The 19240-nt window shown below is 73.1% G+C and carries 18 protein-coding genes and 1 tRNA gene; 14 read left to right on the top strand and 5 right to left on the bottom strand.

All coding sequences use genetic code 11. The features are described from left to right. Positions 1 to 157 precede the first annotated feature (157 nt). The 4 genes from ACIGAN_RS17635 (at position 158) to ACIGAN_RS17620 (ending at position 4434) form a co-directional block, all read left to right on the top strand. On the top strand, positions 158 to 1651 hold the full coding sequence (locus ACIGAN_RS17635; RefSeq protein ID WP_399858474.1) for an MFS transporter: 1494 nt from the start codon (positions 158 to 160) through the stop codon (positions 1649 to 1651). 20 nt (positions 1652 to 1671) lie between these two features. After that, positions 1672 to 2202 carry a GNAT family N-acetyltransferase gene (locus tag ACIGAN_RS17630; protein WP_399858472.1) on the top strand — a complete coding sequence of 177 codons (531 nt, stop codon included), beginning with the start codon at positions 1672 to 1674 and terminating at the stop codon, positions 2200 to 2202. A gap of 340 nt (positions 2203 to 2542) precedes the next feature. Next, on the top strand, positions 2543 to 2824 hold the full coding sequence (locus ACIGAN_RS17625; protein WP_399858470.1) for a DUF485 domain-containing protein: 282 nt from the start codon (positions 2543 to 2545) through the stop codon (positions 2822 to 2824). Beyond that, positions 2821 to 4434, top strand: coding sequence for a cation acetate symporter (locus ACIGAN_RS17620; RefSeq protein WP_399858468.1), 1614 nt, complete (start codon positions 2821 to 2823; stop codon positions 4432 to 4434). Before ACIGAN_RS17625 ends, ACIGAN_RS17620 begins: the two co-directional genes overlap by 4 nt. A gap of 47 nt (positions 4435 to 4481) precedes the next feature. Here ACIGAN_RS17620 and ACIGAN_RS17615 read toward each other — a convergent pair whose 3' ends face one another. From ACIGAN_RS17615 to ACIGAN_RS17600, 4 genes are all read right to left on the bottom strand, one after another. Beyond that, positions 4482 to 5366, bottom strand: coding sequence for a cellulose-binding protein (locus ACIGAN_RS17615; RefSeq protein ID WP_399858466.1), 885 nt, complete (start codon positions 5364 to 5366; stop codon positions 4482 to 4484). Between the two features lie 89 nt (positions 5367 to 5455). Further along, positions 5456 to 5614, bottom strand: a complete 159-nt coding sequence (locus ACIGAN_RS17610; RefSeq protein WP_399858463.1) for a hypothetical protein — start codon at positions 5612 to 5614, stop codon at positions 5456 to 5458. Between the two features lie 99 nt (positions 5615 to 5713). Beyond that, complete coding sequence (locus tag ACIGAN_RS17605) at positions 5714 to 8671, bottom strand: SUKH-4 family immunity protein (RefSeq protein WP_399858460.1); 2958 nt, start codon at positions 8669 to 8671, stop codon at positions 5714 to 5716. 8 nt (positions 8672 to 8679) lie between these two features. Beyond that, positions 8680 to 9714 (bottom strand): SMI1/KNR4 family protein, encoded by a 1035-nt coding sequence (locus ACIGAN_RS17600; RefSeq protein ID WP_365094936.1) that lies wholly within the window; start codon positions 9712 to 9714, stop codon positions 8680 to 8682. 387 nt (positions 9715 to 10101) lie between these two features. Here ACIGAN_RS17600 and ACIGAN_RS17595 point away from each other — a divergent pair, with 387 nt between their 5' ends. Continuing rightward, positions 10102 to 10707, top strand: a complete 606-nt coding sequence (locus ACIGAN_RS17595; RefSeq protein ID WP_365736051.1) for a YwqJ-related putative deaminase — start codon at positions 10102 to 10104, stop codon at positions 10705 to 10707. Positions 10708 to 10793: 86 nt separating this feature from the next. Next, complete coding sequence (locus tag ACIGAN_RS17590) at positions 10794 to 11288, top strand: SUKH-3 domain-containing protein (protein WP_365094942.1); 495 nt, start codon at positions 10794 to 10796, stop codon at positions 11286 to 11288. 25 nt (positions 11289 to 11313) lie between these two features. On the opposite strand, the gene ACIGAN_RS17585 is transcribed toward ACIGAN_RS17590, so the two are convergent. Next, positions 11314 to 12615: a sensor histidine kinase gene (locus ACIGAN_RS17585; protein WP_365736049.1), complete on the bottom strand. Its 1302-nt coding sequence runs from the start codon at positions 12613 to 12615 to the stop codon at positions 11314 to 11316. Between the two features lie 167 nt (positions 12616 to 12782). On the opposite strand from ACIGAN_RS17585, the gene ACIGAN_RS17580 reads away from it, so the two are divergent. From ACIGAN_RS17580 to ACIGAN_RS17545, 8 genes are all read left to right on the top strand, one after another. Next, positions 12783 to 13598: a helix-turn-helix domain-containing protein gene (locus ACIGAN_RS17580; RefSeq protein WP_399858456.1), complete on the top strand. Its 816-nt coding sequence runs from the start codon at positions 12783 to 12785 to the stop codon at positions 13596 to 13598. A 12-nt stretch (positions 13599 to 13610) separates the two neighbouring features. Continuing rightward, positions 13611 to 13682: transfer RNA gene (locus tag ACIGAN_RS17575), tRNA-Gln, on the top strand. Positions 13683 to 13804: 122 nt separating this feature from the next. Further along, positions 13805 to 15253: a bifunctional UDP-N-acetylglucosamine diphosphorylase/glucosamine-1-phosphate N-acetyltransferase GlmU gene (gene glmU / locus ACIGAN_RS17570; protein ID WP_399858454.1), complete on the top strand. Its 1449-nt coding sequence runs from the start codon at positions 13805 to 13807 to the stop codon at positions 15251 to 15253. Positions 15254 to 15387: 134 nt separating this feature from the next. Then, positions 15388 to 16368, top strand: a complete 981-nt coding sequence (locus tag ACIGAN_RS17565; protein WP_094053509.1) for a ribose-phosphate diphosphokinase — start codon at positions 15388 to 15390, stop codon at positions 16366 to 16368. Between the two features lie 171 nt (positions 16369 to 16539). Next, the gene (locus ACIGAN_RS17560; protein ID WP_365736043.1) at positions 16540 to 17136 is read left to right on the top strand and encodes a 50S ribosomal protein L25/general stress protein Ctc; all 597 of its coding nucleotides are present in this window, start codon (positions 16540 to 16542) and stop codon (positions 17134 to 17136) included. 69 nt (positions 17137 to 17205) lie between these two features. Further along, the gene (gene pth / locus ACIGAN_RS17555; RefSeq protein WP_399858451.1) at positions 17206 to 17808 is read left to right on the top strand and encodes an aminoacyl-tRNA hydrolase; all 603 of its coding nucleotides are present in this window, start codon (positions 17206 to 17208) and stop codon (positions 17806 to 17808) included. A gap of 54 nt (positions 17809 to 17862) precedes the next feature. Next, entirely contained in the window at positions 17863 to 18354 is a 492-nt protein-coding gene (locus ACIGAN_RS17550) for a hypothetical protein (RefSeq protein WP_365094957.1), read from the top strand. A gap of 138 nt (positions 18355 to 18492) precedes the next feature. Next, complete coding sequence (locus tag ACIGAN_RS17545; protein WP_399858448.1) at positions 18493 to 19206, top strand: LPXTG cell wall anchor domain-containing protein; 714 nt, start codon at positions 18493 to 18495, stop codon at positions 19204 to 19206. The last annotated feature ends 34 nt before the right edge of the window (positions 19207 to 19240 follow it).

The following is a 19240-nucleotide window of genomic DNA, read 5'->3' as shown; positions in this document are numbered from 1 at the left end:
CGTCTCAGGGTCGTCTCCTCCCCCCGGCTCATCGAGGCTCCACCCTCCCGCGACGTCAGGGTCAAGTGGGAAGCTGTCCGCGGCAGATACGTGCAAGGGGCAGACACAGGGACGGCGGCCCGGCGAGGGCGGCCGGGGCGAGGGGGAGGGACCCGGGGTGGGCAGCACGAGTCGGGCAGCGCAGCAGACCGCACGGCCCGTCGCGACCGGCCGGCGCGGGGCCGTGGTCGCCGCGCTGATGCTCTCGATGGCGCTGGCGGCGCTGGACTCCACCATCGTCTCGACCGCCGTCCCGCAGATCGTCGGGGACCTGGGCGGCTTCTCGGTCTTCTCCTGGCTGTTCTCCGGCTATCTGCTGGCCGTGACCGTCACGCTGCCCGTCTACGGCAAGCTCTCCGACACCTTCGGCCGCAAGCCGGTGCTGATCGCCGGCTCGGTGCTCTTCCTGCTGGGCTCCCTGCTGTGCGCGCTGGCGTGGAACATGGGGGCCCTCATCGCCTTCCGCATCGTGCAGGGCCTGGGCGGGGGCGCCCTGCAGGGCACCGTGCAGACCCTGGCCGCCGACCTCTACCCGCTGGAGGAGCGGCCCAGGATCCAGTCGAAGCTGTCCACGGTGTGGGCGGTGTCCGCGGTCGCCGGGCCCGGGCTCGGCGGGCTGCTCGCCGCGTACGCGGACTGGCGCTGGATCTTCCTGGTCAACCTGCCGGTGGGCGCGGTGGCGCTGTGGCTGATCGTGCGTCACCTGCACGAGCCGGAGCGGGCCGGGGCCCGGCACGCGCGCGTGGACTGGGCCGGCGCGCTCGCGGTGTTCGCCTGCGGCGGGGTGCTGCTGACGGCCCTGGTGCAGGGCGGGGTGGCGTGGCCGTGGCTGTCGGCGCCCTCGCTGGCCCTGTTCGGGGCGGGCCTCGCCCTGGTGGCGGTGGTGGTGCTGGTGGAGCGCCGCGCGGCCGATCCGATCATCCCGGGCTGGGTGTGGCGGCGCCGGACGATCGCCGCGGTCAACCTGGCCCTGGGCGCGCTGGGGCTGCTGATGGTCGCGCCGACGGTCTTCCTGCCCACCTACGCCCAGTCGGTGCTGGGCCTGGCGCCCGTGGCCGCCGGATTCGTGCTGTCCGTGTGGACGTTGAGCTGGCCGGTGTCGGCGGCGCTGAGCCAGCACGTCTACCGCCGGATCGGCTTCCGCAACACCGCCATGCTCGGCATCGGCGCCGCGGCCCTGATCCTGCTGGCGTTCCCCTTCCTGCCCTATCCGGGGCGGGCCTGGCAGCCGACGCTGCTGATGCTGCTGCTGGGCGCCGCGCTGGGCCTGTTCCAGCTGCCGCTGATCGTCGGGGTGCAGTCGACGGTGGGCTGGGCGGAACGCGGGACGGCGACGGCGTCCGTGCTGTTCTGCCGCCAGACCGGCCAGACGGCCGGCGCGGCCGTCTTCGGCGCCGTCGCCAACGGGGTGCTGGCCGCCCGGCTCGGCGGCGCGGGCGACCTCGACTCGGTGACCCGGGCGCTCGACTCGGGCACCGCGCCGGAGGCGACCCGGCGGGCGATCGCCGACGCGGTGCACGCCGTCTACCTGGGCGCCTCCTGCGCGGCGGCGCTGGCGTTCGTGGTGCTGCTGTTCCTCGCGCCCAGGAAATTCCCGGTGCTGAAGGACTGACCGTCCGTACTGTGCGGTCCATGCTGACCCTGGAACGGCTGCGCGCCGACCACGCGGACGCCCTGCTGGCCTTCGAGCGGGAGAACCGGGCGTACTTCGCCCGGACGGTCCCGGACCGCGGGGACGCCTACTTCACCCCGGCCGGGTTCGCCAAACGTCACCGGGCCCTCCTGGCGGAGCAGCACGCGCGCGTGTGCCACTTCCATGTCCTCCTGCAGGACGAGGTGCTGGTCGGCCGGGTGAACCTGATGGACGCGACCGACGGCAGCGCCGAACTCGGGTACCGGATCGGCGAGCGGGCCTCGGGCCGGGGTGTGGCGACGGCCGCCGTCGCGCTGATGTGCCGAGTGGCCGCCACCGAGTACGGGCTGACGTCCCTCACCGCGCGGACGACCCTGGACAATCCCGCCTCCTTGACGGTCCTGACCCGCAACGGCTTCACACCCGCCGGGGAGACGACCCTGGACGGCCGGCCCGGACTCCGTTTCGTGCGCCGGGAGTTGGCCGCCGCCCCGCCCCAGGCACCCGGAACCGAGGGTCAACGCGGGTAACACCCGAGGTCACGAAGGCAAGCGCATACCGACCAATCAGTTCGGCCAAACCCTCGCGCAGGTCCGGTACTCCGCAGTAACGTGCGGGGCCGCCCGCCCCCCACCTCCCTGCGGTCCGCCGCACCGGATCCGACCCGCGCAAGGAGCACCGGGATGTCCTACGACCCGCCGCCGCCCTCCCCGTACCCGCCGCCGGACTCGTCCCCCGGGTACGACACCTGTCCCTGGGTGCCGCGGCAGGAGCCCGAACCGGCCGGGCGGCGCCGCCGGCACCACACCGCCCCGGGCACCACACCGCCCCGGGCACCACACCGTCCCCGGGCAACACGGCGACCTGCGGATGCTGCGCGGCGCCTACCGCCGGCAGCGGCGCGTGGCCACGCTCACCGCCCTCGGCTACTTCGTGCTGTTCCTGATCCTGTCGGCGTTCGCCCCGTCGTTCATGACGGGCACCGTCACCGACGGCCTGCCCACCGGTCTGCTGCTCGCGCTCGTCCAGGTGCCCGTGACGTGGCTGGCGGTCGCCCTGTACGAGCAGACGGCGCGCCGGCGCGTCGACCCGACCGCGGACCGCATCCGCCGGCAGGCCGCGCCGGGCACCGAGCGGGAGGGGGCCCGGTGACCACCGAGTTCAGCGGAAACGCCCAGGCGATGTCCCTGGTCGGCTTCTCCGCCGTCGCCACGATCACGCTGCTGCTGTGCGTGATGACCGGCCCCGACCGGGACGACCTCGACGAGTTCTACACCGGCTACGGCTCGCTGTCGCCGATGCGCAACGGACTGGCCATCGCCGGCGACTACATCTCCGCCGCGACCGTCCTCGGCACCGGCGGCGTCATCGCCCTGTTCGGCTACGACGGGACCGTCCTGGCCCTGAGCACGGCCCTGTCGCTGATGCTGCTGATGTTCCTGCTGGCCGAACCGCTGCGCAACGCGGGCCGGTTCACCATGGGCGACGCACTGGCCCGCCGCATGCCCGGACGCGCCGTGCGCATCGCGGCCTGCGCGGTGACCCTGGCGGCGCTGCTGCCGCTGATGCTGGTCCAACTGGCCGGGACCGGGCAGCTGATGGCGTTCATCCTCGGCTTCTCCGGCGAGTCGCTGCAGACCGGCTGCATCATCGGCGTCGGCGCCCTGATGATCAGCTACGCGGCGATCGGCGGCATGAAGGGCACCGCCCTCATCCAGATCCTGAAGATCGTGATGCTGCTCGGCTCCGGCCTGGTCGTCGCCGTGCTGATCCTGCACCGCTTCGACTGGGACCCGGGAGCGCTGTTCGGCGCGGCCGCCGAGAACAGCGGGGCGGGCCCGGCGTTCCTCTCGTCCGGACTGCAGTTCTCGGGCGGCGCCAGCCCCGAACTCGACATGATCACCTCGCAGTTGACGATCGTCCTCGGCGGCGCCTGCCTGCCCCACGTCACGATGCGCATGTACACCGCCTCCAGCGCCCGGCAGGTACGGCGCTCGATGTCCTGGGCGGTGTCCGGCGTGGCGCTGTTCGTGCTCGTCATCACCGTCGTCGGCTTCGGCGCGACCGCGCTGGTCGGGCGGGCCGCGATCGCCCGGGTCGACCCGCAGGGCAACACGGCCTATCTGCTGGGCTCCCAGGCGGCGTTCGGCGCGGACGTGTCGGCGGCGGAGACGTTCCTGTTCACGACCGTCACCACGGCCGTCTTCCTCACGCTGCTCGCCTCCGTCGCCGGGATGATCCTGGCCTGCGCCAACTCCCTCGCGCACGACGTGTTCGCCGCCCGGGTGCAGGAGATGTCCCCGCGCCGCGAGATGGCCCTGGCCCGCGTCTCGGCCCTGGCGGTGGGCGTCCCGGCGATCCTGCTGGCCACCCTCGTGCAGCACCGCAGCCTGCAGCCCCTGGTGACGCTGTCGTTCTGCCTGGGCGCCTCGGCCATCGCCCCCGCGCTGGTCTACGGCCTCTTCTGGCGCCGCTACACCCGCACGGGCCTGCTCAGCACGCTCATCGGCGGTTCGCTCGCCGTGCTGCTGCTGATGCCGGGAACGAACCTGGTCTCCGGCTCGCCCGTCTCCGCCTTCCCCGAGGCCGACTTCAACTGGTTCCCGTTCACCACCACGGGCCTGCTCTCCATCCCCCTGGGCTCCGCCTGCGGCTGGCTGGGCACGGTGGCCTCCGGCCGCCGCAGGTCGGCGGAGCAGCGCCGCCAGTACGAGGCGGTGGAGGGCTGGATCGTGGCGGGCGCGGTGCGCCGGAACGACTGAGCGGAAGGGGCGGGACGGCGGGGCGGTCCCGGGGAGCCCCGCCGGGTTCACTCCGCCGTCTGCCCCGCCCAGGCCGCCAGACTGCTGCGGACGTGGTCGATATGGGCGAGCACGCCGTCCCGCAGGCCGGCGTGCTCGCGCAGCAGCCGTTCCGTCTCGCGTTCGACTGCCTCCGCCCGGGCCCGGGCGCGGGCCAGCAGCTCCGCCGCACGCGCCCCGGCCTCGTCCTCCAGCCCGCGGGCCGCGTCCTCCGCGTCGGCGAGGGCCTGCTCCGCCCCGGCCTGCGCCCTTTCGGCGGACGCCCGTTCCTCCGCGTGCCGGGCCTGAAGGGCTGCCGCCCGCCCGGCCGCCTCCCGCTCGGCCTCCTCCCACCGGCCGGCGCGCTCCCTCTCCTGCTCGGCCGGCATGGCCGAGGTGCGCTGCCGCATCTCCCGCAGCGCGGCCACCGCCTCACCGCGCTCCTCCCCCGCCACGCGTTCCGCCTCGCCCCGGATCTCGTCGGCCTCGGCACGCGCCGCGAGCAGCCGCTGCCGGACCCGTTCCTCGGCGTCGGCGCGTACGGCCTCCGCGTGCGCCCGGGCGGACTCGCGCACACCGGCCGCCGACTCCCGCGCCTCCTCGACCTGCCGGCGCGCCTCCCGGTACGCCCCCTCCCGCACCGCCCCGGCCTCCAGCTCCGCCAGCTGCAACAGCCGTCGGGCCCGCTCGCCCAGCGTCTCGTAGGTCTGCGGGCCCCGTCGCGCCACCGCCTCGCGCAGCCGCCCCAGTTCCTCGTCCATCTGCCGGGCGAGCACGGTCAGCCGGGCGGCCCGCTCCCAGGCCGCGTCACGATCCGCGCAGAGGGCCGCGGTGTACGCGTCGACCTGCCCGGGGCGGTAACCGCGCCCCCGCACGACCGAAAAGCCCGGCGAGGACACCGCTGCGCTGCTCATCCTGGAACCCCTCTCCACCACACCGACGCGCTACGCGAGAAATCGGGAGGATTTCGCGCACATCCTGGTGGATCGGACGGGAGTGTTCATCACGCGACACTCCGCGCCCGGGTCACGCGGTTGCACAGGTTCGCCGGCGCGACGACGAGCATCAGCCCGGACGGCTCCCTCTCGTCGAAGTGGCCGGCCACCTCGTCCCCCAGGGCGTCCGGCACGGGCTCCCTGGAGCGGTCCGGCAGCCGCGTCATCGCCCCCGCCGAGCTCGGTCGAACGAACGACCGGGCCTGGTCGAGCGAACGACCGGGCCCGGCTCCCGCACGGCCCGTCGGCCGCGACGCGTCACGGCGTCACAGCAGCCCGTCCCACATCTGCTCCAGCAGCACCGACCACCAGCTCTCCGGCGAACCCAGCGCCGCCGGATCCAGCGCGGCCAGCTGCGCCTGGAAATCGACCGTCCAGCGACCCGCCTGCTCCTGGTTCAGACCGAACCGCAGCCGCCACATCCGGCCCAGCAGCGCCAGGCAGCGCGCGAACTCCGGCAGCCCGGTGTTCACGAACTGCGGCGGTACGGGCGCCCCGCCCGGCCCCGCCTCCACCGGCACGGCCACGATGTGCGCCGTGCCGTACTGGACGCAGATCGCCTTGCCGAAGTCGCTGCCCATCACCAGGTACGAGCCCGCGTCCGAGGCCGGCTGCACACCGCGCTCGGCCGCCAGCTCCGCCAGCGTCGGCACGGGCCGGCCCGGCTGGGCCTGCGCCCAGAAGAACGGGCCCATGTCCAACGGCAGTCCGGCCGCGACCAGCGTGTGCGCCACGACCGGCGGCACGCCCTGCCGGGACACGGCCGCCTGCTCGAACCGGAACACCCCCGGCCCGAACGCCGCAGCCAGCTCCTGCGCGATGCCCTCCGGCGGGATCGGCGGCACCGCCTGCACCGGCGGCAGCGGAGCGCGCACCGGGGCCGGACGCGCCGGGCCGTCCGCCACCTGGTGCAACTCGCCCTGGTGAGCCAGCAGTTGCTGCATGCCCTGCTGCCGGCTGGCGTGATCCGTGCCGTACGGGGCGATGGACGTGATCCGCGCCTGCGGCCACTGCTCCCGGATCATCCGCGCGCAGTACGCGCCCGGCAGCTCGCACGACTCCAGCTCGGTGTGCAGCTCCAGCACCTGGTCCGGGGGCACGTTCATGGCCCGCAGCTCGTGGAAGATCTGCCACTCCGGGTGCGGCACGCCCGGCGCGGAACGCCGGATCAGCTGCTGCTCGGAACCGTCCTGCGCGCGGTAGCGCAGCACGGCCTGATAGCCGGGGCCGACCGTGGGCTGCCCGGCCGGCTGCTGCGGATAGCCGTACGCCGGCGGCTGCCCGGGAACGGGCTGACCGGGCGGCATCACACCGGGCGGCACCGCGCCCGGCATGCCGCCGTGCGGCATCGGAGGCACGCCGGGGGGTGCGCCGGGGGCCTGCGGCGGCGGAGGCACGCCGGGGCCGCCCGCGGGGGGCGTGGCCAGCATGGTCTCCGCGTGATGCACGGGCCCCGGCCCACCGGGCACACCGGGGACACCGGGCGGCTGCGGGGCGCCGGGCGGCCCGGGCGGAGCGGGCGTACCGGGCGCCTGCGGAGCACCGGGCGGATACGGCCCTCCAGGAGGCTGCGGCGCACCGGGCCCACCCGGGGCTCCCGGAACACCGGGCGCACCAGGAGGCCCCGGCGGCTGCGGAGCCTGAGGCCCTCCCGGGCCCATCCGCCCCGGGCCGGCGAGCATGGTGGCGGCGTGATGAACACCACCGGGCGGAGTCCCACCCGGGGCACCGGGACCGCCCGGGGCACCAGGGGGGTTCGGAGCACCCGGCGGCTGGGGCACACCCGGGCCGCCCGGGGCACCCTGACCACCCGGGGCACCAGGGCCACCGGGCACGCCGGAACCGCTACCTGCACCAGGGGGGTTCGGGACACCCGGCGGCAGCGGCACACCCGGCCCCTGGCCACCCGGCCCGCCCGGCGCACCGGGACCGCCGGTGGCGCCAGGGATGCCCTGCCCGCCCTGGCTGCCCGGGCCGCCGGGGCCGCTGGGGCCGCCGGCAGCAGGTGCTCCAGGTCCTCCCGGACCCTCGGGTCCGAGTGCCGAGACCAGCTGCGTGGGCACGTAACCGCCCGCCGGCGTACCCGGAGCTCCCGGGCCCGACGGCGCGGGCGTGTCGCCGGGCCGCGTGCCCGGCGTTCCCGGGGCACCCGGCGGAGGCGGCGTGGCCGGACCCGCACCCAGGTTGCGTCCGGGCGGCGGAGTCGCCTTGCTGGTCGCGGCGTCGGCGATGTCCCCGGCGTTTGGCGCATCCCCCGGCCCGGCCGGGGGATGCGGCACGCCGGAGCTGCCCGGCCCCTGCGGATACCCGTACGGCTGACCCGCCTGCGTGGGCGGAGGCGTGCTGCCGTGCGGCGCACCGCCCGGCGGCGTACCGGGCCCGCCGGGCGCCGCGCTCGGATCGTCGATCGCCGGGGACAGCGCCGTGGGCGGAAGCCGGCTGCCGCCCGCCATCAGGGCCGTCTTGGCGTCCGGTGTCGTGGACGGCGGCGCGTCGCCGTCGCTCTCGCTCAGCGGCGGCGCGAACACCGTCGCGGGCAGCGGCACTGAACGGTCGTCACCGGCGTCACCGTTGGTGTCCGTGCCCGCCCAGGGCGTCGCCCCCGCGGGCGCACCGGGGGCACCCGGCACCTCCGGAACCCCGGACGCATCCGCCGCGGCCCCCGTGTCACTCCCCCCGGCGGCCGGCCACGACGCCCCACTCCCCGGCGCCACGGGCGCACCCTCACCGCCCGGAACACCCGAGGCACCCGGAGCACCCGGGGCACCCGAGACATCCGAAGCGCCCGGAGCGTCCAAGGCGTCCGCAGAGCCACCCGCGCCGGCGGACGTCGTCTCCCGCCGGTCCGGGATCCCCAGCCTGTCCGCCGCGTCCTGCAACCACTCCGGCGGAGTCAGCAGGAACGACGTCTGGTTCAGATCCACCCGCGCGGGCGCCGCCGGCGCGGGCTCGTCCGCCGCGTCGGAACGCCCGTACTCCTCCTCGTACCGGCGGATCACCTCACCGACCGGCAACCCGGGCCACAGCGTCGCCTCGCCGCTGTCCCGCGCGATCACCAGCCGCTGCGCGCCGCCGTCCGACCGCGGCCCGTCCGCCCGGTCCTCGGCCCACACCACGAACCCGAGGTCGAACTCCCGCACCCGCACCTCACGATGCTGGTACGACGGCACGTCCCCGTTGATCCACTCTTCCGCGCGCTCCTGCGCCTGTGCGAAGGTCACCATCGCTGACGTCACTCCCCCACGGCCGACGACGACACCGCGTCCACCGGCACCACACGCGCGAACCCGCCGTCCACCATCAGGTTCGCCACCGTCTCCAACTCCGGCGGACTGCCGGCCAGCCGCGACAGGAAGACGTCGAAGTCGTCCCCGCACGGCAGCAGCAGCCGCTCCACCCGCTCCGCCGGCGGCAGCGAGGGATCCACGTCCCGCACGTCGTCGTACGCGCAGAACCACACCGAACCGATCCGCTCGCCCTTCACCTTCACGGCCAGCAGACCGCCCTGGACGAAGGAGATCCCCAGGTAGTCCTTGGTCAGATGGTCACGCAGGCACTTGTTGACGTACACCAGGTCGTTGACCGCCGCCTCGTCACGCACCGTGAAGAACGGCTGGTCGATCAGCAGCCCCAGCTCCGCGTCGAGCGCGGCACCCACCGGAGCGCAGCCCCCCGCCGCCTTCAAAAACGACCGGTACGCACCCGGCAGCCGGTAGCCGAGGTCCTCCTCGACGCCCTGCACCTGCGACTCCGTCACCGCCACACCCGACTTCGGCAGCCCGAAGTGCGCCGGACGCGTCTCCTGCAACGGCCGCGTGCCCCGCTTGGCATGGTCGACGCCCGAGGTGGCCACCCCGCCGTGATGCCGCAGCAGCGCCTTCACCTCGACCGGGACCAGCTCCAGCCGCCGCGAGCCCACCACGTGGTGCCACGTCCAGCCGTGCGGCGTCGCCACCGCGGGCACCGTGTCCCACAGCTCGTGCCCGGACGCCGCCAGCGCCATGTTCGCCGACACGTAGTCCGTCAGCCGCAGCTCGTCGACGCCGAAACCCTCCGGCGGCTCCGCGATCTCCGCGGCCGCGCGCGCGTAGGGCGAGAAGTCGGGGTAACCACGCTCGTCCACCCGTACCCCTCTCGGGTGACGGGCCGCCCGGACCGGGTCCGGGAAATGCACGACCTGCCCGGCATAGGCCGCGTTCGGCGGCGCGGCTTGTCCCCCGGCCTGGCGGCCGGGAGGTGCCCCCAGCCCGAGCCGACCTGTCGTCATGGCGGTTGCCCCCTGCGGCACTCTGTACGACCCGTATCCACCACCTTGGCGCACTACGGCCCGTATCGACTGTCACGTCTTCTGTCTCGACTGCGGCGCGCCTCGGCACACCGCCACCGCGCGCGCCCACCTCACGGATCACCCTCCGGTTCACTGCATCGATCCCCGAACGGATCACCGCATCGCCCGCGGTGCCGACAGCCTATGCGGTACGACGACACCGGTCACCGGCACCGGCCGGCGCCCCCTCCGCTTCCGTGACCAGGCGTCACCCCACCGTGACGCCACGCCCCGGTACGGGCGTGTCGCCCCGCCCCAGCTTCCGCACGAGCCACGGCATTTGGCAGTCTGTGACCTCCCGGGGGATGCACGGAGGGGAATACGATCATGAACGCGACACAGACGGGACCACACACCGGCAGGCCCGCCGACCCACGAAACGGCGCCCCACGCGACGCCGACCCACGCCGCACGGACCCGCGCCACACCGACCCGCGGACCGGCGACCCCCGCAACGGCGGCGACCCCCGCATCGGCTGGAGCGCCACCGAGGCCGCCCACGCCCCCGTCCTCCTCCACCGCCGCGACGGCATCCTCCCCACCGTCGCCGCCGCCCTCTCCGTCCGCGGCGCCACCCTCACCGGCACCGCCGCCCGCGGCGACACACCCCCCGCCCTGCACCCCCTCGTCCAGGACTTCCTCGACACCCTCCCCAGCGCCCAGCGCGACCGCTTCACCGGCCGCTGCGCCGAGACCATCCTCATCTCCCGCCACATCGCCGCCGCCGACGCCGCGCGCAGCAAACGCGCCGCACGCAAACCCATGACCAACGGCGAGGCACGCAAAGCCCTCAAGCAGGCCAAACTCACCGCCCGCCGCATCCGCGAGGACGGCGACCCCCTCCACGGCAGCTTCGCCACCCCCTGCCGCGCCTGCACCGCGCTCAGCGCCCACTTCGGCGTCCGCATAGTCGACCCGGCCACCCGGAACTGACGCCACCACCCCCCACACCCGCACGACCCAGCACTCCGGCGCGCCCCCTCACGCGCCAGACATGACCTCGACGAGACGAAGGGCAGATGCACACCGACCGCACCTCTTCCACCCGCTTCGCCGTACCCGTCGACGCCGCCCTGCGCGCCGCCGGCTGGCAACCCGGACGCTGGGACATCAAACAGGCCGAGATCTGGGCCGACGCCCTGCGCGACCACGTCTCCCCCGCGGGCCACCGCCACACCGTCTTCCCCGCCGCCGTCGAGGCCTGGGCCGAATTCGGCGGACTCCACATCGCCCCCACCGGCCCCGGCCGCCAGGTCGCCCCCGCCACCCTCCACCTCGACCCGCTGCACGGCCTGCACATGGCCCGCACCCTCGGCGACCTCGGCCGCGCCCTCGGCACCGAGGTCTGCCCCCTCGGCGCCGAGACCGACACCCAGGCCCTGCTCGCCATCGACACCGAAGGCCGCGTCTACACCCTCGACCACACCGGCGACTGGTACCTCGGCGCCGACATCGACCAGGCCCTGACCACCCTCGTCGCCGGCACCGCACCCGCCCGCCTCACCACCGGCTGACCCGGGCCGCGCACCAAGAGGCGGACTACGACGCCGGAATCACCGCCGACACCCGGAAACCCCCCGCGTCCGTCGGCCCCGACACGAACACCCCGCCCAGCGCCGCCACCCGCTCCTTCATCCCCACCAGACCGTTCCCCCCGGACGGCAACCGCGCCGACGACGCCGCCTCCTCCCCCGGCGGCTCGTTCTCCACCTGCATCGCGATCTCCGACACCCGGTGCGCCAGCCGCACGTACGTCTTCGCCCCCGCCGCGTGCTTGTGGACGTTCGTCAGCGCCTCCTGCACCACCCGGTACGCCGTCTGCTCCACCTCCGGCGCGTACGACCGGGGATCCCCCTCCACCGACAGGTCCACCACCATCCCCGCGGCAGCCGACTGCCCCACCAGCTCCTCGATCTCGGCCAGAGACGGCCCCTCGTCGTCGGCCACCCGCGAGGCCGCCGCAGCGGCGGCCACCCCCACCGCCGCCAACGGCACCGACGCGGCCGGCACACGCCGCTCCTCCGCACCGCTGCGCAGCACCCCGAGCATCTCCCGCAACTCGGTCAGCGCCTGCCGCCCCATGTCCCCCACCAGCGCGGCGTTGCGCACCGCCTTCTCGGGATCCTTCCGGGCCACCGCCTGCAACGCCGCCGCGTGCACCACCATCAGACTCACCCGGTGCGCCACCACGTCGTGCATCTCCCGGGCGATCCGGGTCCGCTCCTCGTTGCGGGCCCACTCGGCCCGCTCCTCCGCCCGCTCGGCCAGCAGCTGAAGCTCCCGCTCCAGGCTGTCCGCCCGCTCCCGCAGGCTCTCCATCAGCCGCCGCCGCGCCCCCACGTACAGCCCGAGCAGCACCGGGGGCGCGGTGAAGCCCAGCGACATCGTGACGGCCGCGAACGGCACGAACCAGTCGCCCAGGTCCAAGTCCCCCCGGACCATGTCCTGCTGCGTCTTCACGAACGTCACGATGAGCGTCCCCACCAGCGACATCCCCGCCAGCGAGCCGATGATCCGCCGCGGCAGCTCGGCCGCGGCGAGCGTGTACAGACCGACGATGCCCAGCAGGAAACCCATCTGGGCGGGCGTGATGGCGATCGAGACCAGCACGACGGCGATCGGCCACCGCCGCCGCACCACCAGCACGGCACCGGCGAGCACGCCGAACACCACTCCCGCCGCGACCGGGACCCCCGCGTCCCGCGCGAACGGAATCCCTTCCAGCCCGCACTCCAGCGCGGACACCACGGCCAGACTCACATCGAACACGGCACTGCGCCGCCTGGCCCACCACCACGGCCCTCCCCGGGCCGTCACATGGTCTTCCCCCGTCGCGGTCATGCCTCCAGCCTACGGGCGCCCCCGGCCGGTTTTCCGGTGAGTTTCCCGTACTGGCCCACACCACACAGCGTGACCGTTCGGCTGCGAATCCACCCGATATCCCTCGAACTGCTGAACCACGCACCGTTCGACCCCGGAGCCGGCCATTCCGCCCGGACGGTATGCGTATGACACATGCCACCGGCAAACACACCGACGTCGAAGACCTCCGGGAACGGGCGGTGGCGCTGCGCCGCGAAGGCCACCTCCCGGAGGGCGAGCCCCCGCCAGCCTGGATGAAGCGCCCGAACGCCAAGGACGACCTCCGGGCACGGGCCAGGGAGCTACGGCTCCAGGGCTGGACGTACGACCGGATCCAGGCCGAACTCGGCTGCTCGAAGAGCTCGATCTCACTGTGGGTCCGGGACCTCCCCAAGCCCGAACGCAAGCGGACCCGCGAGGAGGCGTCGGCGATCGCGAGGCGCGGTTGGGAGGCCACGCTGCGCCTGCGCGACGAGGAACGGCAGCGCACCAAGGAGACGGCGAAGCAGGCGGTCGGCGCGCTGTCACCGCGCGAGCTGTTCCTCCTGGGCGTCGGCCTCTACTGGGCGGAGGGCGGCAAGGACAAGCCGTACGACCGCCGCGAGAACGTCTGCTTCGTCAACAGCGACCCCGGGATGATCGAGGTGTTCCTCGCCTGGCTCGACCTGCTGGGTGTGGAACGGGACCGGCTTCGGTTCACCGTGATGATCCACGAGTCGGCCGACGTGGCGGGCGCGGAGAGGTACTGGGCCGACCTCGTCGAAGCCGACCGCTCCGCGTTCAACAAGACGACGTTGAAGAGGCACAACCCCAGGACGGTTCGCAAGAACACCGGCACCGCGTACCGGGGTTGCCTCGTGATCAAGGTGAGGAGGAGCGCCGACCTGTACCGTCGCATCGAAGGCTCTTGGTACGGCATAGTGTTGGGAGCCACCCAGCCGATTGGCAAAATGTCCGATTAGCCGGGTTTACAGTCCCCTGTGGTGTAATTGGCAACACGGGTCACTTTGGATGATTTGTTCCAGGTTCGAGTCCTGGCAGGGGAGCACACACTCGGTTCGGGTCCTGACTGGCAAGCCCAGTCGGGACCCGCCCTCATGTCGGCCGCAAAACCCCCCGGTATCCTGCGGATGTCACCCCCACCCCATCCACAGCCGAAGGGCATCCCGTGAGCGCCAACCGCCCGGCAGCCGTCGTCGTTCTCGCAGCGGGTGAGGGCACCCGTATGAAGTCGGCCACACCCAAGGTCCTGCACGAGCTCTGCGGTCGCAGCCTCGTCGGGCACGTGCTCGCCGCGGCGGGCGAGCTGAACCCCGAGCACCTGGTCGTCGTGGTCGGCCACGCGCGCGAGAAGGTCACCGCGCACCTCGGCGAGATCGCCCCCGGCGTGCGTACCGCCGTGCAGGCCGAGCAGAACGGCACCGGGCACGCCGTCCGGATGGGCCTGGAGGAGCTGGGCGGGTCCGTCGACGGGACCGTCGTGGTCGTGTGCGGGGACACCCCCCTGCTGACCGGCGCCACCCTGCGGGCCCTCGCCGAGACGCACGCCGGGGACGGCAACGCGGTCACCGTGCTGACCGCCGAGGTGCCGGACGCGACCGGCTACGGGCGGATCGTGCGGGACGAGGCGACCGGTGCCGTGACCGCCATCGTGGAGCACAAGGACGCCACCGACGCCCAGCGGTCGATCCGGGAGATCAACTCGGGTGTGTTCGCGTTCGACGGCCAGTTGCTCGCGGACGCGCTGAAGAAGGTGCGCACGGACAACAGCCAGGGCGAGGAGTACCTGACGGACGTGCTCGGGATCCTGCGGGGGGCCGGGCACCGGGTCGGGGCCTGTGTCGCCGGCGACCACCGTGAGATCGCCGGGATCAACAACCGGGTGCAGCTGTCGGAGGCCCGCCGGATCCTGAACGACCGGCTGCTGACGGAGGCGATGCTGGCCGGTGTGACCGTGATCGACCCGGCCACCACGTGGGTCGACGTCACCGTGACGTTCGAGCAGGACGCGGTGGTCCACCCGGGCACGCAGCTGCAGGGCGCGACGCATCTGGCCGAGGGCGCGGAGGTCGGTCCGAACACGCGGCTGAAGGACACCCGCGTCGGTGCCGGGGCGCGTGTGGACAACACGGTGGCCGACGGCGCCGAGGTGGGTCCGGGGGCGTCGGTGGGGCCGTACGCGTATCTGCGTCCGGGGACGCGGCTGGGCGCGAAGGGCAAGATCGGTACGTACGTGGAGACGAAGAACGCCTCCATCGGTGAGGGGACGAAGGTGCCCCACCTGTCGTACGTGGGGGACGCGACGATCGGGGAGTACACGAACATCGGTGCCGCGAGCGTGTTCGTGAACTACGACGGCCAGGAGAAGCACCACACGACGGTCGGGTCGCATTGCCGGACGGGTTCGGACAACATGTTTGTGGCGCCTGTCACGGTCGGGGACGGCGCGTACACCGCCGCCGGGTCCGTGATCACGAAGGATGTGCCGCCCGGTTCGCTGGCCGTGGCCCGTGGTCAGCAGCGGAATATCGAGGGCTGGGTGGCCCGGAAGCGTCCGGGGAGCGCGGCCGCGAAGGCGGCGGAGGCGGCGTCCCGGGAGCCGGCCGGCGAAGGGTGACCGGAAACCGGTGCCTCAAACACGGCGTACGGTGATAAGTGCACACCCGCACCCCACCAGCTGAGACGGCCTCCGGCAAGCCGGCTGCGAGGTCTCTCGACACCCAGCTGCGACACCTCTGAGGAGACAGTGCTGTGACCGGGATCAAGACGACCGGCGAGAAGAAGATGATGTTCTTCTCCGGCCGCGCCCACCCCGAGCTTGCGGAGGAGGTCGCCCAACAGCTGGGTGTCGGGGTCGTCCCGACGAAGGCCTTCGACTTCGCCAACGGTGAGATCTATGTGCGTTATCAGGAGTCGGCGCGGGGTGCCGACTGCTTCCTGATCCAGAGCCACACGGCTCCGATCAACAAGTGGATCATGGAGCAGTTGATCATGATCGACGCGCTGAAGCGTGCGTCGGCCCGCTCCATCACGGTCATCGTGCCGTTCTACGGTTACGCGCGGCAGGACAAGAAGCACCGCGGGCGTGAACCGATCTCGGCGCGTCTGATCGCGGACATGATGAAGACGGCGGGCGCGGACCGGATCCTGACGGTCGATCTGCACACGGACCAGATCCAGGGCTTCTTCGACGGTCCGGTGGACCACCTGTTCGCGCTGCCGCTGCTGGCGGACTACGTGGGCCGGAAGGTGGACCGGGAGAAGCTGACGGTCGTGTCGCCGGACGCGGGCCGGGTGCGGGTCGCGGACCGCTGGTGCGACCGGCTGGGCGCGCCGCTGGCGATCGTGCACAAGCGCCGGGACAAGGACGTCGCGAACCAGGTCACCGTCCACGAGGTCGTGGGTGAGGTGAAGGGCCGCGTGTGCGTCCTGGTGGACGACATGATCGACACGGGTGGGACGATCTGTGCCGCGGCGGACGCGCTGTTCGCGCACGGTGCGGAGGACGTGATCGTGACGGCGACGCACGGTGTGCTGTCGGGTCCGGCCGCCGACCGGCTGAAGAACTCGCGGGTGAGTGAGTTCGTGTTCACGAACACGCTGCCGACGCCGTCGGAGCTGGGCCGGGATCTGGACAAGATCTCGGTGCTGTCGATCGCGCCGACGATCGCGAGTGCGGTGCGTGAGGTGTTCGAGGACGGTTCGGTGACGAGCCTGTTCGACGAGCAGTAGAGATCGTTTTGGGTGCGGCCTTCCCCTCCGAGTAGACTGCTGCAGTTGCTCGGCGAGGGAGGCCGTTCCCGTTTTCTCACGGGTCGGTGGTCCGTTATCGACGCGCTCTTCGTAGCAGGCCGTTCGTGGCCGGGTGACCACGTCCGTTTCTGACTTCGAGGAGTGAGTGCTATGTCCGAGGTGAAGATCTCCGCCGCCACGCGTACCGAGTTCGGCAAGGGTGCCGCGCGCCGTATCCGTCGCGAGGACAAGGTTCCGGGTGTCCTGTACGGGCACGGTTCGGACCCGATCCACCTGACGCTGCCGGGTCACGACCTGCTGCTGGCGCTGCGTACGCCGAACGTCCTGATCGCGCTGGACATCGACGGCAAGACCAACGAGCTGGCGATTCCGAAGTCGGTGCAGCGTGACCCGCTGAAGGGCTTCCTGGAGCACGTGGACCTGCAGCTGGTCCAGCGTGGCGAGAAGGTCACGGTGGAGATCCCGGTGCAGACCGAGGGCGAGCTGGCCCCGGGCGGCAACCTGCTGGAGCACGTGCTGAACGCGCTGCCGGTCGAGGCCGAGGCGACGCACATCCCCGAGTCGGTGACCGTGTCGGTGGAGGGTCTGGAGGCCGGTGCCTCGATCCTGGCCAAGGACATCACGCTGCCGAAGGGCACGACGCTGGCCGTCGACGAGGACGCCGTCGTCCTGCAGGTGCTGGCCGCGCAGGCCGAGGAGGCCCCGGAGGGCGAGGAGGGCGCCGGGGACGAGGCCGCCGAGGCCTGATCCTCCCCGTCGTCGTTTCGTCGGCCGCTGTTCCCGTGCGGGGCAGCGGCCGACGCGTATGAAGGAGACATGGACGTGACGACCGATGCCGCCGCTCCCTGGCTGATCGTGGGGCTGGGCAATCCGGGGCCGGAGTACGCGGGCAACCGGCACAACGTGGGCTTCATGGTGACCGATCTGCTGGCGGAGCGGGTCGGGGGGAGGTTCAAGCGGGCCGGGCGGGCGCAGGCGCAGGTGGTCGAGGGGCGGATCGGGCCGCCGGGTCCGGCGAACCGGCGGGTGATCCTGGCGAAGCCGATGTCGTACATGAACCTGTCGGGTGGTCCGGTGAGCGCGCTGCGGGACTTCTACAAGGTGCCGGTGGCTCATGTGGTGGCGGTGCACGACGAGTTGGACATCGACTACGGGACGCTGCGGCTGAAGCTGGGGGGCGGCGACAACGGGCACAACGGTCTGAAGTCGATGACGAAGGCGTTCGGGGCGGACTACCACCGGGTGCGGTTCGGGATCGGCCGGCCGCCGGGGCGGATGCCGGTGGCGGACTTCGTGCTGAAGGACTTCTCCTCGGCGGAGCGCAAGGAGCTGGACTACTTCGTGGACCGGGCGGCGGACGCGGTGGAGTGTCTGGTGATCGAGGGCCTGGAGCGGGCGCAAAGCACGTACAACTCCTGACTTGTCGCCCGGTGAGGTTGACGGGCCGTTGAGGCATGGCCAATGATCCCGGCCATGCCTGCCCATGCCCCCGCTTCCCGTCCGGCGTCGGTCGTCGTGCTGCGGTTCGGGCGGTTCGTGGCGATGGGCGCGGTCGCGGTGCTGATCCTGGTCGCGGGGGTGTGGGCGTCGTGGGGTACGGCGCAGCACGTGATGCTGACCAAGGGCCGGGAGCGGGGCACGGTCGACGTGGTGGGGTGCGGGGCGGAGACGTGCTGGGGCCGGTTCGCGCCGACGTCGGCGGGGGCGCAGCCGCGGCCGAGGGTGGTGCTGGAGCGGTCGGTGGCGGTGGAGCGGGGCCGGACGTACGCGGTGGTGCTGAAGCCGGGCGGTGCCGAGGCGGTGCGGTCGGGTCCGGCGGGTGTGCTGTACGCGTGGGTGCCGCTGGGTGGTGCGTTGTTGCTGGCGTCGGTGGTGGTGGCGGGCGGGTTGCTGCGGACGCGGGCGGCGTGGGTGCTGGCGTTGTCCGGGGTGGGCTTGCTGACGGCCGCTTTCGTGACTGTCTGAAGGGCCGGGGCGTTCTCCAGGTCTGTGGAGGGGCCCGAGTGTTGTGTGTTCGTGATTGACGTGCCGTCGGGCCGGGCTGGAAGCTGAGCCGCCCCCTCCACATCTTCCCGTCACTTCTCGAAGATGGACTACGTCCCCATGCGAAGCCTTCCCCGCCTCGGCGCCGTCTGCGCCGCCGCCTCCACCGCTTTCCTGTTCGCTCCGGCCGCGCACGCCACTGCGCCCGGCGACGACGGCACGGTCAAGATCCATGACGCCGCCACGGGTGAGGAGTTGCGCCGCAACGAGCCGCACGTGTGCACGTTCTACCTGGACGCCTTCGGTTTCGACGGCGGTCAGCGCGTCGACTGGCGCATCGACGCGATCCCCCCGAGCGAGAACAAGGGGGAGAGGGTGGACTCCGGCGCTCTGACGCTGGACGGCGAGGGCCACGGCCGCAGCGCGGACCTGTCGCTGCCCGACGGGCACTACAAGCTGGTCTGGAACTTCGACGGCGAGAAGGGCGCGGCGAAGCACAAGGTGTTCTGGACGGACTGCGAGGACGAGGAGGAGCCGGGCGGTTCGGTGCCCTCCGGTTCGCCGTCCGGGCCGGCGTCCGGTCCGGCGTCCGCGTCGCCGTCGTCCGGGGTGTCCGGGGCGCCGTCGGGTGGGCCGGGCGCTTCGGCGTCCCCGAGTGCGTCGGCGGGCGGGGGTGTGGCGGCGTCCGCGTCGCCGTCGCCGCAGGGTGCCGGCGGTGATCTGGCCGAGACGGGCAGCGGGGCGCCGGTGGGCCTGCTGTCGGGTGCGGCGGCGGTGCTGCTGGCGGCCGGCGGGTTGCTGGTCTTCCGTCGCCGGCGGGCGGGTCGCGGCTGAGGTGTGACATGAGCGGTGCCCCCGAGCCGGGTGC

Source organism: Streptomyces sp. NPDC085931 (assembly GCF_044540565.1).
GTDB lineage: Bacteria > Actinomycetota > Actinomycetes > Streptomycetales > Streptomycetaceae > Streptomyces.
This window is presented reverse-complemented; position numbering and strand designations above follow the sequence as displayed.

What these genes read in the sequence shown, in the direction of transcription:
- pth (WP_399858451.1), top strand. Translation starts at nt 17,206, where the DNA reads ATGGACGTGACGACCGATGCCGCCGCTCCCTGGCTGATCGTGGGGCTG.
- ACIGAN_RS17545 (WP_399858448.1), top strand. Translation starts at nt 18,493, where the DNA reads ATGCGAAGCCTTCCCCGCCTCGGCGCCGTCTGCGCCGCCGCCTCCACC.
- ACIGAN_RS17600 (WP_365094936.1), bottom strand. Translation starts at nt 9,714, where the DNA reads ATGACGACAGGTCGGCTCGGGCTGGGGGCACCTCCCGGCCGCCAGGCC.
- ACIGAN_RS17630 (WP_399858472.1), top strand. Translation starts at nt 1,672, where the DNA reads ATGCTGACCCTGGAACGGCTGCGCGCCGACCACGCGGACGCCCTGCTG.
- ACIGAN_RS17605 (WP_399858460.1), bottom strand. Translation starts at nt 8,671, where the DNA reads ATGGTGACCTTCGCACAGGCGCAGGAGCGCGCGGAAGAGTGGATCAAC.
- ACIGAN_RS17550 (WP_365094957.1), top strand. Translation starts at nt 17,863, where the DNA reads ATGCCTGCCCATGCCCCCGCTTCCCGTCCGGCGTCGGTCGTCGTGCTG.
- ACIGAN_RS17610 (WP_399858463.1), bottom strand. Translation starts at nt 5,614, where the DNA reads ATGACGCGGCTGCCGGACCGCTCCAGGGAGCCCGTGCCGGACGCCCTG.
- ACIGAN_RS17585 (WP_365736049.1), bottom strand. Translation starts at nt 12,615, where the DNA reads ATGACCGCGACGGGGGAAGACCATGTGACGGCCCGGGGAGGGCCGTGG.
- ACIGAN_RS17625 (WP_399858470.1), top strand. Translation starts at nt 2,543, where the DNA reads ATGCTGCGCGGCGCCTACCGCCGGCAGCGGCGCGTGGCCACGCTCACC.
- ACIGAN_RS17560 (WP_365736043.1), top strand. Translation starts at nt 16,540, where the DNA reads ATGTCCGAGGTGAAGATCTCCGCCGCCACGCGTACCGAGTTCGGCAAG.
- ACIGAN_RS17580 (WP_399858456.1), top strand. Translation starts at nt 12,783, where the DNA reads ATGACACATGCCACCGGCAAACACACCGACGTCGAAGACCTCCGGGAA.
- ACIGAN_RS17615 (WP_399858466.1), bottom strand. Translation starts at nt 5,366, where the DNA reads ATGAGCAGCGCAGCGGTGTCCTCGCCGGGCTTTTCGGTCGTGCGGGGG.
- ACIGAN_RS17595 (WP_365736051.1), top strand. Translation starts at nt 10,102, where the DNA reads ATGAACGCGACACAGACGGGACCACACACCGGCAGGCCCGCCGACCCA.
- ACIGAN_RS17590 (WP_365094942.1), top strand. Translation starts at nt 10,794, where the DNA reads ATGCACACCGACCGCACCTCTTCCACCCGCTTCGCCGTACCCGTCGAC.